17 protein-coding genes, 1 tRNA gene and 1 pseudogene are annotated in these 14,909 nt (G+C 52.8%); 10 read left to right on the top strand and 9 right to left on the bottom strand.

Going from position 1 to position 14,909, the window contains the following annotated elements; translation table 11 throughout:
• Window positions 1–192 precede the first annotated feature (192 nt).
• A complete protein-coding gene (ybcJ, locus tag L350_RS12005) occupies window positions 193–405 on the bottom strand; it encodes a ribosome-associated protein YbcJ (RefSeq protein WP_022647303.1) in 213 nt (70 codons plus the stop codon).
• Between the two features lie 2 nt (window positions 406–407).
• Window positions 408–1,274, bottom strand: coding sequence for a bifunctional methylenetetrahydrofolate dehydrogenase/methenyltetrahydrofolate cyclohydrolase FolD (folD, locus tag L350_RS12010; protein WP_008499332.1), 867 nt, complete (start codon window positions 1,272–1,274; stop codon window positions 408–410).
• A gap of 311 nt (window positions 1,275–1,585) precedes the next feature.
• Here folD and fimA point away from each other — a divergent pair, with 311 nt between their 5' ends.
• The 6 genes from fimA (at window position 1,586) to sfmF (ending at window position 7,592) form a co-directional block, all read left to right on the top strand.
• Entirely contained in the window at window positions 1,586–2,149 is a 564-nt protein-coding gene (fimA, locus tag L350_RS12015; protein ID WP_022647305.1) for a type 1 fimbrial major subunit FimA, read from the top strand.
• Between the two features lie 69 nt (window positions 2,150–2,218).
• Window positions 2,219–2,761 carry a type 1 fimbrial protein subunit FimI gene (gene fimI, locus L350_RS12020; RefSeq protein ID WP_023305613.1) on the top strand — a complete coding sequence of 181 codons (543 nt, stop codon included), beginning with the start codon at window positions 2,219–2,221 and terminating at the stop codon, window positions 2,759–2,761.
• A gap of 34 nt (window positions 2,762–2,795) precedes the next feature.
• Window positions 2,796–3,488, top strand: a complete 693-nt coding sequence (gene fimC, locus L350_RS12025; RefSeq protein ID WP_022647307.1) for a type 1 fimbria chaperone FimC — start codon at window positions 2,796–2,798, stop codon at window positions 3,486–3,488.
• Window positions 3,489–3,502: 14 nt separating this feature from the next.
• The gene (locus L350_RS12030) at window positions 3,503–6,061 is read left to right on the top strand and encodes a fimbrial biogenesis usher protein (RefSeq protein WP_032624720.1); all 2,559 of its coding nucleotides are present in this window, start codon (window positions 3,503–3,505) and stop codon (window positions 6,059–6,061) included.
• Complete coding sequence (fimH, locus tag L350_RS12035) at window positions 6,054–7,061, top strand: type 1 fimbria D-mannose specific adhesin FimH (RefSeq protein WP_022647309.1); 1,008 nt, start codon at window positions 6,054–6,056, stop codon at window positions 7,059–7,061. The genes L350_RS12030 and fimH overlap by 8 nt, the downstream gene beginning before the upstream one ends.
• Window positions 7,062–7,070: 9 nt before the next feature.
• Window positions 7,071–7,592 carry a fimbria assembly protein gene (gene sfmF, locus L350_RS12040; protein WP_023299488.1) on the top strand — a complete coding sequence of 174 codons (522 nt, stop codon included), beginning with the start codon at window positions 7,071–7,073 and terminating at the stop codon, window positions 7,590–7,592.
• 50 nt (window positions 7,593–7,642) lie between these two features.
• Here sfmF and fimZ read toward each other — a convergent pair whose 3' ends face one another.
• Window positions 7,643–8,275, bottom strand: coding sequence for a fimbria biosynthesis transcriptional regulator FimZ (gene fimZ / locus L350_RS12045; protein ID WP_022647311.1), 633 nt, complete (start codon window positions 8,273–8,275; stop codon window positions 7,643–7,645).
• A gap of 384 nt (window positions 8,276–8,659) precedes the next feature.
• On the opposite strand from fimZ, the gene L350_RS12050 reads away from it, so the two are divergent.
• A complete protein-coding gene (locus L350_RS12050; RefSeq protein WP_032624718.1) occupies window positions 8,660–9,640 on the top strand; it encodes an IS5-like element IS5 family transposase in 981 nt (326 codons plus the stop codon).
• Between the two features lie 640 nt (window positions 9,641–10,280).
• On the opposite strand, the gene L350_RS12055 is transcribed toward L350_RS12050, so the two are convergent.
• Both L350_RS12055 and L350_RS12060 read right to left on the bottom strand, forming a co-directional pair.
• Window positions 10,281–10,997: a helix-turn-helix domain-containing protein gene (locus L350_RS12055; protein ID WP_023305615.1), complete on the bottom strand. Its 717-nt coding sequence runs from the start codon at window positions 10,995–10,997 to the stop codon at window positions 10,281–10,283.
• A 24-nt stretch (window positions 10,998–11,021) separates the two neighbouring features.
• Window positions 11,022–11,684, bottom strand: a complete 663-nt coding sequence (locus L350_RS12060) for an EAL domain-containing protein (RefSeq protein WP_032624717.1) — start codon at window positions 11,682–11,684, stop codon at window positions 11,022–11,024.
• Between the two features lie 303 nt (window positions 11,685–11,987).
• On the opposite strand from L350_RS12060, the gene L350_RS12065 reads away from it, so the two are divergent.
• A tRNA-Arg gene (locus tag L350_RS12065) sits at window positions 11,988–12,064 on the top strand.
• On the opposite strand, the pseudogene L350_RS23235 reads toward L350_RS12065, so the two are convergent.
• Window positions 12,065–12,391, bottom strand: a pseudogene (locus L350_RS23235) (site-specific integrase); the annotation flags it as partial.
• A gap of 12 nt (window positions 12,392–12,403) precedes the next feature.
• Here L350_RS23235 and L350_RS12070 point away from each other — a divergent pair.
• Entirely contained in the window at window positions 12,404–12,634 is a 231-nt protein-coding gene (locus tag L350_RS12070; RefSeq protein ID WP_370967635.1) for an antiterminator Q family protein, read from the top strand.
• Window positions 12,635–12,660: 26 nt separating this feature from the next.
• Here L350_RS12070 and L350_RS12075 read toward each other — a convergent pair whose 3' ends face one another.
• The 3 genes from L350_RS12075 to L350_RS24445 are packed head-to-tail and all read right to left on the bottom strand — an operon-like array spanning window position 12,661 to window position 14,313.
• Window positions 12,661–12,960, bottom strand: a complete 300-nt coding sequence (locus L350_RS12075; RefSeq protein WP_032624716.1) for a contact-dependent growth inhibition system immunity protein — start codon at window positions 12,958–12,960, stop codon at window positions 12,661–12,663.
• On the bottom strand, window positions 12,960–13,784 hold the full coding sequence (locus L350_RS12080; protein WP_032624715.1) for an RNase A-like domain-containing protein: 825 nt from the start codon (window positions 13,782–13,784) through the stop codon (window positions 12,960–12,962). The genes L350_RS12075 and L350_RS12080 overlap by 1 nt, the downstream gene beginning before the upstream one ends.
• Window positions 13,785–13,824: 40 nt before the next feature.
• Window positions 13,825–14,313, bottom strand: a complete 489-nt coding sequence (locus L350_RS24445) for a hypothetical protein (protein WP_050595067.1) — start codon at window positions 14,311–14,313, stop codon at window positions 13,825–13,827.
• A gap of 416 nt (window positions 14,314–14,729) precedes the next feature.
• Between L350_RS24445 and L350_RS23225 the strand changes: the two genes are divergently transcribed.
• Window positions 14,730–14,882 (top strand): DUF3927 family protein, encoded by a 153-nt coding sequence (locus tag L350_RS23225; RefSeq protein ID WP_032624714.1) that lies wholly within the window; start codon window positions 14,730–14,732, stop codon window positions 14,880–14,882.
• Window positions 14,883–14,909 lie beyond the last annotated feature (27 nt).

Genomic DNA, 14,909 nt, shown 5'->3' with positions numbered 1-14,909 from the left:
AAAATCGCGCAACATAATTTTCACGTTTCGCCAGAGGGAATAGTGATTATTTGAAGTTGATCGATAATTAACCGTGATGGGTGTGAGGGGATTGTGAGAGAAATTGCCGGGTGGCGGCTTCGCCTTACCCGGCCTACAAACGGAGACAGTACGTAGGCCCGGTAAGCGCAGCGCCACCGGGCATCAGACAGCTCAGGCCGTCACGGTCACGCTCTGACCTGCAAAGCTCACGGTCTGGCCCGCGACAATTTTGCAGCGCTTGCGGGTTTCCACCGTGCCGTCTACTTTTACCTGCCCGTCGGCGATGACGATTTTCGCCTGCGCACCGCTTTCGCTCCAGCCTTCCAGCTTCAGCAGATCGCACAGCTCAACGTGCGGATGTTTACCTAAAGAAAAAGTTGCCATGATTACGCGTCCTCTACGTCGTGATACTCCTCGCACGCCTGCAAGGTATTCTGAATCAGTGTTGCGACCGTCATCGGGCCTACGCCGCCCGGGACCGGAGTAATATAGGATGCGCGCGCTGCGGCATCTTCATACACCACGTCGCCAACCACTTTGCCGTTTTCCAGACGGTTAATACCCACGTCCACGACGATTGCGCCCTCTTTGATCCACTCGCCCGGAATAAAGCCCGGCTTGCCGACCGCAACGATCAGCAGATCGGCGTTTTCGACGTGATGACGCAGGTTTTTGGTGAAGCGGTGGGTGACGGTGGTGGTGCAGCCCGCCAGCAGCAGCTCCATGCTCATCGGGCGGCCCACGATGTTGGAGGCGCCAATCACCACGGCGTTCAGGCCATAGGTGTCGATGTTATAACGCTCCAGCAGCGTCACGATGCCGCGCGGGGTGCACGGACGCAGGCGCGGCGCGCGCTGGCACAGGCGGCCCACGTTATACGGATGGAAACCGTCAACGTCTTTGTCCGGCGCGATACGCTCCAGCACCTTCACGTTGTCGATGCCCGCAGGCAGCGGCAGTTGAACCAGAATGCCGTCGATCTCTTTATCGGCATTCAGGGTGTCAATCAGTTCCAGCAGTTCTGCTTCGCTGGTGGTTTCCGGCAGATCGTAAGAGCGGGAGACGAACCCCACCTCTTCACACGCTTTGCGTTTGCTGCCGACATAAATTTGCGAAGCCGGGTTGCTGCCAACCAGCACTACGGCCAGCCCTGGGGCGCGTTTTCCGGCAGCTTTACGCGCCTTCACTTTTTCCGCAACCTCAGAGCGCACCTGCTGCGCAATCGTTTTACCGTCAATAATCTTTGCTGCCATCAGAGAGAAGATTCCGTCTGTAACGTTAGAAAGGGGGGGATTACCTGTATTTTGTCAGAAGCGAGCGCCGCTGTCAGTCACCCTTTACGAGATTTCATCGATGGCCCGCAAAACCCCTTCTCAGGGCATGGTCAATTTCTTAGAGGCGAATAGGATGTGACCTGGCAAAATGGCAGCGTTTTGACATATTACAAAATAGATTCCTGAGCTACTTTGTCCTCTCCGAAATAAGCCTTCAATTTTTTAATTGAACGTATTTCTTATTCCCGAATATGCGCGGGAAGGGTTATTTACATTTTAAAGGAATAGACATGAAACTCAGCAACATTGCTTCTACTGTTATTGCAACTCTGGCCCTGGTCGCGGGTGCCGCTCACGCAGAAGATCCGGTAGCACCTGTATCTGTAAACGGTGGTACGGTGCATTTTAAAGGTGAATTAGTGAATGCCGCGTGTTCAGTGAATACTGACTCTTCAGAGCAGACGGTTAATCTCGGCCAGTACCGTACCGCGAAATTCACTAAAGTGGGTGACACCACCTCCAATATTCCCTTCACCATCGAACTGAACGACTGCGATCCTGCGGTAGCGAAAACCGCTGCTGTCGCGTTTACCGGCCAAATCGACGCCACCGACAAAACGCTGCTGGCGGTAAGCTCCGGTAACAACGACAACTCCGCGAAGGGCGTAGGCATTGAGATCCTCGACAGCAAATCCTCCACGCTGACCCCGGACGGTGCAACCTTCTCTGCGGCGCAGAACCTGATTGAAGGGACTAACACCCTGAACTTCACCGCGCGCTATAAAGCCACGGCGGCGACCACCGCGCCAGGCCAGGCAAACGCGGACGCAACATTCGTAATGAAATACGAGTAATGCCTGAGTACAGGGATGTGGCTGGCCTCAGGGAAGAGGTCTTTTGATCGCCTATACCGGGAGCGAAGGATGACAAGGACTGGGATACTGCTGTGTGCCCTTGCGATTGCCTCAGCGGTAAACGCACATACCGTTGTCATAGACGGCGGCAAAGTACACCTCAGGGGAGAGCTGGTTAACGGCGGCTGCGCCGTGGCCCCGGACAGCCAGAATATGCGCGTGGATATGGGGCAATACCGCACAAACGCCTTTTCCGGCGTCGGCAGCTTTTCCACGGTTAATGTGCCTTTCACCGTACGTCTGCTGGATTGCAGCGTGGACGTCTCCCGCACCGTGGGGATCCAGTTCCAGGGAGTGACACCGGCAGAAGACCCGCAGGTTTTCCTGGCGACATCGCGGCCGGGGGAAAATGCGGTCAGCAGCGGTGTCGGACTGGCGCTTTTTGACGAACAGCAACGTCAGATCATCCCGAACGCGACGGCAGTGAGCTGGTTACCCATTAACACCCGCGAGCTGGTATTTCATTTCAGCGCCCGCTACCGGGCTATTTCCGAACACCTTGTACCAGGCACTATTCAGTCGAATGTCTGGTTTACGTTGATTTATCCCTGACGCCTGCGAACTAATTATTAAAGGTACGGTTGTGATGAACACCCTGATTAAACCTGGACTGTTTTTAACTTTTATTTTGATGATGGTTTCTGCCAGCGCGAATGCATCCGGCGGAATTGCGCTAGGCGCGACGCGCGTTATTTATCCGGCCGATGCAAAACAAACGTCGCTGGCGATCACCAACAGCAATAAACAAGAGCGCTATTTAATTAACGCGTGGATAGAAAATGCCAACGGGCAAAAGGAAAAAACCTTTGCCGTCACGCCGCCGCTGTTTGTCAGCGAGCCGGCCAGCGAAAACACCCTGCGCATTATCTACGCAGGCCCGGCGCTGCCTGCCGATCGCGAATCACTCTTTTACATGAACGTCAAAGCGATTCCCTCCGTCAGCAAAAAACATCAGGACGGCAACAACGTCCTGCAACTGGCCATTCTGTCACGCATCAAGCTGTTTGTTCGCCCGGCTAACCTGGCGATGCCGCCGGAAGAGGCGCTCTCACAGCTGCGTTTTGAGCGCGTCGGCAACCATCTTAAGGTGAGCAATGCCTCGCCGTATTACGTCACGCTGGTCAATCTGAAGCTCGGCGGTCAGACGCTGGAGAACCTGATGGTTGCTCCTAAAAGCTCGGCGCAGCAGGTGCTGCCTGCCGCAGCGAGCGGCACGCTCTCCTGGCAGAGTGTGAATGACTACGGTGCCATTACGCCGGCGCGTAGCGTCAGCCTGTGAGCAGAGACAGGGCGATGAACACTCAATGGCGTTACTGCCCGGTTGCGCTGGCACTGATGGCAACGCTCTGGCCACACGCTGGCTGGGGTGAAAGCTACTTTAACCCAGCGTTTCTCTCCGATGACGCGGCGAACGTGGCGGATTTGTCGCGTTTTGAGAAAGGCCACCAGCAGGCACCGGGCGTCTATCGCGTCGATATCTGGCGTAACGATGAGTTTATCGGCACCCAGGACGTGCGGTTTGAGCAAGCCGACAACACGCCGCCGGTCGCGGGCGGTTTGTCGCCGTGCATTACGCGCGCGATGCTCGATCGCTTTGGCGTCAATATCGCCGCCTTCCCGGAACTGAGCAACGTGCAGGGCGAGACCTGCGTTCCGCTCACCACGGCTATTCCGGGCAGCGAAACGGCGTTCAACTTCGCCTCGTTGCGCCTTAACGTCAGTCTGCCTCAGGTGGCGATGCAAAACAGCGCCCGCGGGTATATTCCGCCTGAACAGTGGGATGAAGGCATCCCCGCCGCGCTGCTGAACTACAGCTTCACCGGCAACCGGGGCAGCGACGACGACAGCTACTATCTGAACCTGCAAAGCGGGTTGAACTATGGCGCCTGGCGATTACGCAATAACGGCGCGTGGCGTTATACCGAAAGCAACGGCCAGCGGCACAGCAGCTGGCAAAATATTGGCACCTGGGCGCAGCGTACGGTCATTCCGCTAAAAAGCGAGCTGGTGCTCGGCGACAGCAACACCGGTAACGATGTCTTCGACAGCGTCGGTTTTCGCGGTGGTCGGCTCTATTCGTCCGACAGCATGTATCCGGACAGCCTGCAAGGCTACGCGCCTACCGTACGCGGAATCGCCCGCACCCCTGCCAAAGTGGTGATCCGCCAGAACGGATACGTGATTTACCAAAGCTATGTGCAGCCGGGGGCTTTTGCGATAACTGACCTTAACCCGACCTCCTCAAGCGGTGACCTGGAGGTGACGGTGGAAGAGAAGGACGGCAGCCAGCAGCGCTACACCGTCCCGTATTCCACCGTTCCGTTGCTTCAGCGTGAAGGACGCTGGAAATACGATCTGGTGGCAGGGGACTATCGCAGCGGCAACAGCGAGCAGGACACGCCGTTCTTTACTCAGGGTACGATGATTGCGGGTCTTGCCGACGGCTACACGCTGTACGGCGGAACGCAGCTGGCCTCGCGCTATACCGCCATCGCCATTGGCGCGGGAAAAAACCTCGGTGACTGGGGGGCGGTGTCACTTGACCTCACCCATGCCCGCAGCCAGCTTGCCGATGACAGCCGCCATGAAGGGCAGTCCCTGCGGTTCCTGTACGCAAAATCCCTTAACGGATTCGGCACCAACTTCCAGCTGCTGGGCTATCGCTACTCGACCAAAGGCTTCTACACCCTCGACGATGTGGCCTGGCGCACAATGGAAGGCTACCAGTATGGCGACGATCAGGACGATGACGGCGTGCAGGACGTGCAGAGCTATCACAACCTGACGCTGAATAAAAAAGGACGTTTCCAGCTCAATATCTCCCAGTCTCTTGGCGATTACGGCTCGGTGTACGTGTCGGGCAGCCAGCAAAGTTACTGGGGCACCAGCGAGTCCAACGTCTGGTATCAGCTCGGCTACGCAGGCGGGGTGAAAGGGGTCAGCTACGCCTTATCCTGGTCATGGAACAAGGCCGTCGGCATTGAAGGAACTGACCGGATCGCCTCGTTTAACGTCTCCGTCCCGTTCAGCCTGTTCACCCGTCACGGCTACCGTCGCGATAACGCGATCGACCGGGCCTATGCCACGGCCTCAGCCAGCCGCAACAGCGACGGTGATACCAGCTGGCAGACCGGGATCAGCGGAACGCTGCTCCAGGATCGTAACCTGAACTACAGCGTCACGCAGGGTCACACCAGCAATAACGGTGCCAGCGGCAGCGCCAGCGCCAACTGGCAGGCAACGTACGGTACGCTGGGTGTGGGCTACAACTACACGCGGGATCAGCACGACCTCAACTGGCAGCTCTCCGGCGGCGTGGTAGGGCATTCAGACGGCATCACATTCAGTCAGCCGCTGGGCGATACCAACGTCTTGATCAAAGCGCCGGGCGCGTCAGGCGTGAGCGTCGAAAACCAGACCGGCGTCAAAACAGACTGGCGTGGCTATGCGGTGATGCCGTACGCCACGGTGTACCGTTACAACCGCGTGGCGCTCGACACTAACACCATGAGCAACAACACCGACATTGAAAATAACGTTTCCAGCGTCGTGCCGACGAACGGTGCGCTGGTGCGCGCCAGTTTTGACACCCGCATCGGCGTGCGTGCGTTGCTCACCGTTAAGCGTGATAACCAGCCTGTGCCGTTTGGGGCGGTGGTGCGTGAGACGCAGAGCGGCGTAACCAGCATGGTGGGCGATGACGGGCAGATTTACCTGAGCGGGCTGCCGCTGAGCGGGGAACTGCTGATTCAGTGGGGAGACGGGAAGCAGTCCCAGTGTCGTGCGCCCTACAGCCTGCCAGAACAGAGCCTGCAACAGGCGATCACACTTAAGGGGATCCGCTGTGAATAAAATCCATTATCTGGGGCTATCCCTTCTGGCATTTTTGCCGCTATCTGAGGCGTTCGCCACCGTCTGCGTCAATGAAAATGGCGTGCCGACGGAGGTGTATTACGACCTGACGGATAAATTCAACAGCTCCAATAACCAGGTGGGGCAGATTGTTACACTCAGCGAGAAGTCCCAGTGGGTGGGCGTCAACGCCGTCTGCCCTAAGGGAACGTCCGGGAACACCACCAAGCGTAGCTATGTGACCGAATTCCCGGTCACAGGCACCAGCGATGGCTACCAGTATCTGAAGCTAAACGACTATCTGGACGGGGCGATGAAAATCACCGACAGCTACGCTGGCACGTTCTATCCACCCAGAAAGTACATTCAGATGGGGAGCCATCCGAACGTGTCTAAAAACAAACCGTTTGGAGTACAGGATTCCAGCCTCGTCTTTCGGCTTAAGGTGACCCGACGCTTTATCAATATGGTGGTGATCCCCCGGGCAATCATGTTCCGGGTTTACGTCACCACGACCTCCACGGATCCGCTCACCACGCCGGTTTATACCATCAGCTACAGCGGGACCATTCAGGTGCCTCAGAGCTGTGAGATTAATGCCGGAAATGTGGTGGAGTTCGATTTCGGAGACATCGGCGCCTCTCTGTTCAGTAAAGCGGGCATCGGAAATAAGCCGGAGGGGATCTCAGCGCAAAGCAAAACCATCGGCATAAAATGCACCAACGTCGAGGCGAACGCCATGCTCACAATGCGTGTTGAAGCGGAGAAGGTTTCAGGCAGTACGCTGGTCTCTGATAACGCGGATGTGGGTTTTGTGATTGCCAACAGTAATGGTGTACCGCTGACGCCGAACAACCTGACCAGCAAAATCCCGTTCCGTCTGGACGATAGCGCACAGGCACAGGTGGGGATCCGCGCGTGGCCCGTCAGCGTGACCGGTAAAAAACCTGCCGAGGGGCGTTTTACCTCTCGCGGCTATTTACGCGTCGACTATGACTAAGGAGCAGGTATGCGAAACGGAATGCGGTATTTAGCCGTCGCGCTCTTTGCGCTTTGCTCCCCTGCGCACGCAGAGACGGCGCTTGGGGAAATTAACATTCAGCTCTATGGCAATATCGTGGATTTTACCTGCGTGGCGGAGGGGGACGACAGCAATAAAACCGTCACGCTCGGCACCTGGCCCACGAAACAGCTCCGCACAACGGGAAGCCGGACGCAGCCTGTACCGTTCACCCTGAAGCTGACCGGATGCCCGCCGGGGGCGGCTTCGATCACATTTACGGGGAAGATGGACGGGCATGATAACAGCCTGCTGGCGCTGAATGATGCCAGCGCGGCCAGTAACGTGGCCGTGGAGATCCTCGACCGGGATAAAACGCGCCTCGCGTTGCAGCAGGCCAGCCAGACGGTGTCCGTGGATGCGCAGGGAAATGCCGAACTGTCGTTTTATGCCAATTATATCGCCACGGCGGATAACCCGCAGCCGGGCCGGGCTGATGCCGATGCAACTTTCATGATTAATTATAATTAATCGTATCCCCTCTCCCTGTAACGGTTATATGTTGCAGGGAGAGGGAAGGATTACAGTAATTCGTGCGCTTTCGCGTAATCAATTAATTCAACGATACTTTGTACGCCCAGCTTGGAAAAGATATTAGACTTATGAGCGCTAATTGTTTTGTTGCTAAGTAATAATTGATCCGCAATCTCCTTATTAGATAATCCGTTCGCCAGATATCGCAGAACCGTCACTTCACGATTCGATAATGGCATATCCACAGCGGCGCCTGTCCGGGAGCCTATATGGTTTATAAAACTCAATGTTTCTGACGGGAAAAAAGAATAGCCCGTCAGTATCATTTCCACCGCGTTATAAATTTCCCCCAGATCTTTCCGCTTACTGACAAAACCATTTGCCCCGGCGCGGATGGCGCGCCCTGCGTAGAAGGCTTCAGATTTCGAAGAGAGGAAGAGAATCTTAATATCTTTATTTAAGTTTCTGATTCTTTTCAATAATACGAAGCCGTCCGTGCCTGTCATTTCGATATCGAGAATGACCAGGTCGATGGGGTGGTTGCGTATACAGTCAAGCACTTCGTGGCTGTCGCCTGACTTCAGTTTGACCTGGATGTTTTTATTTTTCTGTAGCAGGACTTCTATCGACATTCTGACGATAGGGTGTTCGTCCATAATGATAACGGATGCCGGTTTCATTTTTTATGCCTCAGATTGTTAAAAGCGTTATGCTGAGTTTTGTTAAAACTCTCGAAAAGCCGGAAGGATAATTACGCAGATCCTTGTACGGTAGATCCCTGGGAAGAGCGAAAGCATCCTTGTTTACGTAGTGGTGATATCAATGCCTGAGCGCAGTTATCTCATAAGGCTGTTATGGCAAAATGATTTTTCTTATTCGCGTGTCAAACACGTCTTATTATACCGTTTAAGTATTGTCCGAAAAGCCTGTAAATTAATGTCCATATATTGATGATTATTATCTTCTGTATCTGAATCGCTAACTTTTTAAAATTAGGGAAGGTGCGAACAAGTTCCTGATATGAGATCATCATATTCATCCGGAGCGCATCCCAGAGGGACATCATGAGTCATCAACTCACCTTCGCCGATAGTGAATTCAGCACTAAGCGCCGTCAGACCCGAAAAGAGATTTTCCTCTCCCGCATGGAGCAGATTCTGCCATGGCAGAATATGACCGTTGTCATCAAGCCGTTTTATCCCAAGGCGGGCAATGGCCGACGGCCCTATCCGCTGGAGACCATGCTGCGTATTCACTGCATGCAGCATTGGTACAACCTGAGCGACGGTGCCATGGAAGATGCCCTGTACGAAATCGCCTCCATGCGTCTGTTTGCCCGGTTATCCCTGGATAGCGCCTTGCCGGACCGCACCACCATCATGAATTTCCGCCACCTGCTGGAGCAGCATCAACTGGCCCGCCAATTGTTCAAGACCATCAATCGCTGGCTGGCCGAAGCAGGCGTCATGATGACTCAAGGCACCTTGGTCGATGCCACCATCATTGAGGCACCCAGCTCGACCAAGAACAAAGAGCAGCAACGCGATCCGGAGATGCATCAGACCAAGAAAGGCAATCAGTGGCACTTTGGCATGAAGGCCCACATTGGTGTCGATGCCAAGAGTGGCCTGACCCACAGCCTAGTCACCACCGCGGCCAACGAGCATGACCTCAATCAGCTGGGTAATCTGCTGCATGGAGAGGAGCAATTTGTCTCAGCCGATGCCGGCTACCAAGGGGCGCCACAGCGCGAGGAGCTGGCCGAGGTGGATGTGGACTGGCTGATCGCCGAGCGCCCCGGCAAGGTAAGAACCTTGAAACAGCATCCACGCAAGAACAAAACGGCCATCAACATCGAATACATGAAAGCCAGCATCCGGGCCAAGGTGGAGCACCCATTTCGCATCATCAAGCGACAGTTCGGCTTCGTGAAAGCCAGATACAAGGGGTTGCTGAAAAACGATAACCAACTGGCGATGTTATTCACGCTGGCCAACCTGTTTCGGGCGGACCAAATGATACGTCAGTGGGAGAGATCTCACTAAAAACTGGGGATAACGCCTTAAATGGCGAAGAAACGGTCTAAATAGGCTGATTCAAGGCATTTACGGGAGAAAAAATCGGCTCAAACATGAAGAAATGAAATGACTGAGTCAGCCGAGAAGAATTTCCCCGCTTATTCGCACCTTCCTTAGCAAAAATGTCCTGATATTGCATTTACCACACAGTTTCATCTTTATGTAATAACAAAAAATAAACGATCTTACTGTATGTTGATCAAATGTTAACAATACGCAGGTCGTGACAAAGTGTTTTCCGCCTGTCCGCTACCTCTGATGTCCGCTCTTTAGCGCGTCATCGCCTCATTTCTAACACCTCAGGCCAGGAGGATGATCCCTTCGTCAAAACAGCACTATCTGCTGATTTCTTCACCTCTCATCGCTTTTATTTACAGATAAATCGCTTGTTTTTACACCATTATCATCCTGTTAACGGAAACGTCAGAAACTTAACGCATGGATAAAACGACTCTCGTTTAGCGTACAGGCAGCATTTCGCATGGTTTAAGATGAAGAATTAGGAATAGTTATAAAATCGAAAGTTTTGTTAAAAAACACAAAAAATTAACATATATCCTAAGTATTTTCTTAAAGGTCTTTAGGAATTAAGGGGTTACTGAATACGTTAATACGTGAAATCTGAAAGGTTGTTGAGAAGATGTAGCAACTCATGACGATGATTCAGCCCAAGTTTCGCCAGGATGCAGCTGAGACGGTAAATAATGCGGCTATAGGGGCGGTTCTGTAACTGAGCAATCTGTCGCAGGGTGCTACCCTGCGATAGCGCCTGCAGGATCGGCCATTCATCACGTGAAAACCACTCTTTCCGGTGGCCGGCGGGTGACGGCGTTTCCAGCAAGGTTTGTTGCAACGCCCGCGGCGTAAGTTGCCGTTCAATCACATGAAAAGGGCCAGCCGCTTTGCAAAACAGGCGTGTATCGTAATCATCGGCGCGGATGAGCAGGTAGGGTGTCAGGTAGGGGGCGAACAGGCTGTGGCGTCGTAATCGGTCCAGCAGGTCAATAAGCGGCGAGGCGCGGCTTTCTACATCTACCACCAGACGTGATGAAGGCCACTGATTCAGATCGCTGAGGGCGGCTTCCAGGGTGGAATAGTCACAGCAATTGCTCAGGGGAGAGTGCCCGCTCAGAAAACCGGAACGGAAAAAGTTATCCTGTGTGACCAGAACGATAAAGGGAGCATCGGTTTTGCGGGTCTGGTTGATTGACTGGCTCAAATATTCGAGACGATCAAAAAATGGGAGAGCAAAAGGCGAGTGCGTTGAACCCGGTGAATCACTTCCTGTCCGACGACGCCGGTAACGGCGTACTGTCATTCGCATAGCTTCCCTCTTGGCGATGACCGTTCAGTCCTCCTGCCATCTCCAGGATGGCCAATAATATCCCTGACCGAAGCGCGCGCCAGCCTGAAGCGCAAACTTACGATCCGTTTCTGTTTCAATGCCTTCTATGAGTACATTTTCAGCAATTTTTGAACAAAGCGTGACCAGGTTTGCCAGCGCTGGCGTTGCACGTAAACGCCAGAAAGCGATCTTATCGATTTTTATTCCGCTTAACGGCATGCGGCAGGATAAAAACGCGCGCCCTGACGCTTCATCAATGTCATCCAACCAGATCCGATGTCCTTGCGCCGTCAACTGCTGAAGCGCACAACTCACCCTCAGATGTGCCGGGTCTGAGAGAGAAAAGAAGGAAGCAGGCTCCACGAGTTCAATGTTCAGCGGTGGGCTGTTAAGTTGCAGTAAACGCTGGAACATTTCCGGTATGGTCAGAACGGTTATCGGCAAATTTATGAAAAGGTTGTCGCAGGGAAAGGGTTTTTTTAACGCAGCGATCTGTGCTTCCAGCAGCATAAGCGCCCGGGCGGCGGACCAGTCGTGAAAAAAGCCTTCGCTTTGCTGATGCGGTGACAGCACGCTGAGCACTTCAGCCCCTACCGTGCGCGAAGAGGAGAGGGCGACAATGGGTTCAAGCTTGATGCCTGTAATGTCGTGTGAGATGTGCTGCACGCACGAGGGGAAACCTGTATGGTCTGGCGCTGTCACTCCGTCGTCCTGTTCATTTCCAGCCTCCAGGCGGCCGGGATACCGCAGGACAGTGTGAAGGGGAAGTAAACAGGAAAACAGCAGGCGTTACTTAAAAGCGGCTAAGCCTTTTCGCAGCCCGTAAAAGAGGGATAAATGTTGAAAAAACAGCCGTATTTACAATCAGCTAGTCATTAACGGCAGAGAAGGTGGAAAAGGCATTGACTCACTACGCATTGACCGTATAATTCCAGGCGTTTCACCACCGCGAAGTACACTCTTCTCCGTGCGCCCTTAGCTCAGTTGGATAGAGCAACGGCCTTCTAAGCCGTAGGTCGTAGGTTCGAATCCTACAGGGCGTGCCATTAAATATCATGCACATACGCTAGTCTCAAACTGGCCTGATTTTCTCCATGCGTCGTATTTGTGTCATGATTGCCAAAAATGGCATCAATTTTCCGTGCGTGTTCGCTTAAGTGTTTCGGTGCCAGGTGAGCATATCGACGAACCATTTCGATACTTTCCCCGCCGCCCATTTCCTGAAGAACAGATAACGGGACGCCAGACTGAATTAACCAGCTCGCCCATGTATGTCTCAGGTCGTGGAATCGGAAATCTTCGATACCTGCACGACGACATGCTGCATTCCATGCGCTCTGGTCATCAACCCGCATTTTCCTCACTGATGGAGTTCTGCGAGTTGTATCGAGAATGACGCGTTAATTATCGATTCAAGCATGGCGCGCCTGAAACAGAAAAGGCCGGATGAGTACGGTCTTCTTTTTGACCATTATGTCAAAAATATCTCTAAGCGTGTGCTTGGGCGAAAGTTACGTCTGTCAGAGGGAATGATTCGCATTAAATTTCAGATGGCGGAAGCTTTTATTGATGGCTGCCCGGCGATGCTGGATATTCGGCTGGAGATGGATTATTGAACACCTTCAAGGGCCGGAAAAGGCCCTTATCTTTCCTCTTCAAGGTAACGGGTGGCCTGTGCGGAGATCATGGTTAAAAACTGCTTAGCTGTGATCCCCCATAACTCAGGGTGAAAGTCGAACTTATACAGTTCAAGAAACTCCATTTCTAAGTCTTTGCTTGTATTGATGAAATTTATGCAATCTGTGACTACGCCTCGGGCATACTCAGGCCCCTCGCATTTAAGGTATTCATCCATCACCTCCTCAATGGTTTCTCCGAAGAGGTCATAATCCTGATTGAAGTAGGTCGCTATAAGGTGATCCAGGTATCTATAAATCATCATTATCTCAGTATCGGGAAGGCGGTCAGAACGTAATATGGTTTATCGTTGTACATTTGAAGCTCAAGTACGACACGCATTTTATGAGACTTGATCACAGAGCCAGTGGCAGACTCAATTCCAAAACCGACCTCTTTTCCTGCAAAAAAGTCGATATTCAGTTTCGCTCCCGGTCTCGTTGTTTTGGCCCAATTGGTGATATAAGACGAATTGAACCTCAACGCCTGGGAAATTGCCTCCTCTGCTACGCGCCGATTATAGAAAGTGCTGCTACCGGATAACGTTGGTCGGTTAGCCAGACGGGTTCGCAGCTCCGCTTCACTTAGCCCCACATGGCGAGATAGTGTATGTCCCCCAGGTTTATATCCGGTCGCTGATTCATGTTCCATCAGTTTAATCCGACCAACACGAACAGAGGCAATACGTACAGCCCCCAAAGCAAGGCCAAAGGCTACGGGAACAGCAATATCGACAGTCAGGCCAATATTAAGCGCAGTCTTTTCATCAGCTCCAAGACGGCGAGCTGTATCAGTAGCTAACTGATACGCTGCTGTCCGTGTATCTCGACCCGTCAGAGTCTGGTCAATAGCAGCATTGAGGCTGTCGAGTCCATGCGCACCAACAACAATGCAGGCCGCTTTAGTCAGCGTCGTTGGGTCTGGCGCTGCGCACAAAATTGTCGCACCGGCCAGTTCAACGGTACTCATTGCTACACCGAGTCCGCCCAGCAACCGATTCTGCAGTGTCTCTGCTTCAGTTACTGTTTTATCAGACATTACGGCGGCCAGTTGTACCGGCGACATTACGACCTGTAATCCATCGCTCATATTGATACTCCGATTATCTTTCCGCCAATCATAAAAAATGTTAGTGCGTTACGCAAAAAGACTGGGCCAGCTTATTGTGGCTCAGGGGCAGCGGGGAGAGGAATATAACGAAAATCTCGGTCGCTATGTGGCCGCCGCGTTTATTGCAATGGAACGCCTTGATAGCGCCCCTGGCGTCAGAGTTGATGATGGACGTAGCGGGAATGGGATAACCGGTGACGGCGACCAAAGCTAACTTCTTGATTAAATGCCATGAGCGATCTGCAGCCTGAGAGACCAGCACCCGAGGGTTATCCTTTATCGTCCCGGCGATGGCTACAACTTCGTCTCGAACTGCGCGGGCTGATGCGTTTTTTTCGGCTACGTACTCAGCGGATGGAAGATTAAACCAATTTCCGGCTCCGTCCTGAATTTCGCGAAAGTAATTTCTGGACTCCATTGCTTCATGAAGGCGATCGTAGTCATCGGATGATGCACCGCCAGGTCGGCGATCTTTTCCGTTTACGTGCCATATGGCTTGCTTTTTCAATATTGTGTTTCTCAGTCGGTTAGAATGAGTATTTTGCATTTAAAGAAAATGACTCGTTAATTTGGGTTTTTGCAAAAAAGAATTTTATTCATATTGTTTGTATCGTGCAGGATGCAGAAGTAATGTCACGGTATCAATTAGCTTTAGGATTCATTTCTTTTCTAATAATCGGTGTTATTAGTGTCCGGAGCTAAATGACAGCTGTTAAACATAAAGCTTCGGTTTTTTACCGGAGCTTTTTTATATCTGCTTAATGTGCACCGGTTCTAGGTAGCGATGAATCGATATCAACTTAAGAGCATGAGCGCAGCCACATCCTTAGATGTGGCAAAGAATTTACAGAGCCTTACATGCATGGGGCTTTTTTCCTCAAATTCCTGAGCGCAGGCTCTTCAGCTCTCTCTGGATCAGTACCTGTGAAAAATGCACGTCTTGCGCTGGCTGCCGCCCCGCTTTTCCTGGTCATGGCGGTAGATTTTACCGGGCGGATGATGTCGTTCCTGGCTGATGATGTGCTGGTGGTCTGCTTTATTGCCGTCGCACTGCCGCTTATCCGCCAGAAAGAATAGCGCCCTTATCATGCGTCCTGCGGGGCG

The sequence above is a fragment of the Enterobacter sp. MGH 4 genome, assembly GCF_000534735.1.
Lineage (GTDB): Bacteria > Pseudomonadota > Gammaproteobacteria > Enterobacterales > Enterobacteriaceae > Enterobacter > Enterobacter intestinihominis.
This window is presented reverse-complemented; position numbering and strand designations above follow the sequence as displayed.

Excerpts from the sequence above, each read along its gene's own strand:
- ybcJ (WP_022647303.1), bottom strand. The coding sequence starts at position 405 with ATGGCAACTTTTTCTTTAGGTAAACATCCGCACGTTGAGCTGTGCGAT.
- folD (WP_008499332.1), bottom strand. The coding sequence starts at position 1,274 with ATGGCAGCAAAGATTATTGACGGTAAAACGATTGCGCAGCAGGTGCGC.
- fimA (WP_022647305.1), top strand. The coding sequence starts at position 1,586 with ATGAAACTCAGCAACATTGCTTCTACTGTTATTGCAACTCTGGCCCTG.
- fimI (WP_023305613.1), top strand. The coding sequence starts at position 2,219 with ATGACAAGGACTGGGATACTGCTGTGTGCCCTTGCGATTGCCTCAGCG.
- fimC (WP_022647307.1), top strand. The coding sequence starts at position 2,796 with ATGAACACCCTGATTAAACCTGGACTGTTTTTAACTTTTATTTTGATG.
- L350_RS12030 (WP_032624720.1), top strand. The coding sequence starts at position 3,503 with ATGAACACTCAATGGCGTTACTGCCCGGTTGCGCTGGCACTGATGGCA.
- sfmF (WP_023299488.1), top strand. The coding sequence starts at position 7,071 with ATGCGAAACGGAATGCGGTATTTAGCCGTCGCGCTCTTTGCGCTTTGC.
- fimZ (WP_022647311.1), bottom strand. The coding sequence starts at position 8,275 with ATGAAACCGGCATCCGTTATCATTATGGACGAACACCCTATCGTCAGA.
- L350_RS12050 (WP_032624718.1), top strand. The coding sequence starts at position 8,660 with ATGAGTCATCAACTCACCTTCGCCGATAGTGAATTCAGCACTAAGCGC.
- L350_RS12055 (WP_023305615.1), bottom strand. The coding sequence starts at position 10,997 with ATGCGAATGACAGTACGCCGTTACCGGCGTCGTCGGACAGGAAGTGAT.
- L350_RS12075 (WP_032624716.1), bottom strand. The coding sequence starts at position 12,960 with ATGATGATTTATAGATACCTGGATCACCTTATAGCGACCTACTTCAAT.
- L350_RS12080 (WP_032624715.1), bottom strand. The coding sequence starts at position 13,784 with ATGAGCGATGGATTACAGGTCGTAATGTCGCCGGTACAACTGGCCGCC.